The organism is Streptomyces cellostaticus, from assembly GCF_001513965.1.
GTDB classification, from domain to species: Bacteria; Actinomycetota; Actinomycetes; order Streptomycetales; family Streptomycetaceae; genus Streptomyces; species Streptomyces cellostaticus.
In genome coordinates this window covers 6,656-7,836 of the sequence record NZ_KQ948082.1, presented here as the reverse complement: position 1 = coordinate 7,836, position 1,181 = coordinate 6,656, and the positions used below count along the sequence as shown (strand labels likewise).

The window sequence follows — 1,181 nt, the reverse complement described above, 5'->3', positions numbered from 1 at the left end:
AAAACTCAATGAACGTCCCCGGTGACACCATCACCGTGACACCGCCGGCCAGCGCCAGGGAGCACTCCCCGGACCGGATCGCCTGGGCGGCCAGGTGCAGCGCCACCAACGAAGACGAACACGCCGTGTCCACCGTCACCGCCGGACCCTCAAGACCCAGCGCATACGACACACGACCCGACAGCACACTCGTCGCGTTACCGGTCATCAAGTGACCCTCGACACCGGCCGCGTCCTGCCCCGCCAACGCCACACCGAGCCCATAACCCGATGCGAAACCACCCGCGAAGACACCTGTCGGGCTACCTCGCAGCGTTCCGGGATCGATTCCAGCCCGCTCCAGCGCCTCCCACGACACCTCCAGCAGCAACCGCTGCTGCGGATCCATCGCCAACGCCTCACGCGGACTGATCCCGAAGAACCCGGCATCGAACCCGCTCACGTCCTGCAAGAACGCGCCCTGCTGCACGTACGACGTCCCGTCGTGTTCCGGATCGGGGTCGTACAGACTGTCCAGGTCCCAGCCACGGTCGGTCGGGAACCCGCCCATCGCATCCCCGCCCGCAGCCAGCAACTCCCAGAACTCCTCGGGGCCGCCCGCACCACCAGGGAACCGGCAGCTCATCCCGACGATCGCCAACGGCTCATCCATGGCCGCCACAGCAACCACCGACCCGCCGACACCCGCCAACTCCCCGGTCAGCTCACCCCGCAGGTAGTCAGCCAGAACCACCGGAGTCGGATAGTCAAACACCAACGTGGCCGACAACCGCAACCCCGTCACCGCACTCAACCGGTTCCGCAGCTCAACCGCCGTCAGCGAGTCAAAGCCCAGATCCTTGAACGCCCGCCTGTCCGGGACCGCCTCCGCCGAGGCATGCCCCAGCACCGCAGCCGCCTCAGCCCGCACCACATCGGCCAGCACCCGCTCCTGCTCCAACCGGCCCAACCCCGCCAACCGCTCGACCAGTTCACCCTCACCACGCACCACACCATCAGCGCCCACAGCAGGCAACTGGCGGATCTCGGGCAGATCCCGCACCAACGGCATCCCCCGCAAGTCCGCCCCACCATGCGCCGAAGCAAGCTGCGCCCAATCGACATCCATCACCGTCAGCACGGCATCGGGACCCTCGATCGCTTCGCCCAGTGCCCGCACCGCCAACTGCGGATCCATCGGC

Annotated in this window: 1 protein-coding gene; it reads right to left on the bottom strand. The window is 67.6% G+C overall.

Annotation, left to right across the window (positions count from 1 at the left end):
• On the bottom strand, nt 1-1,181 hold a 1,181-nt coding region (locus AQI88_RS41890), incomplete at both ends, for an acyl carrier protein (protein ID WP_244184646.1).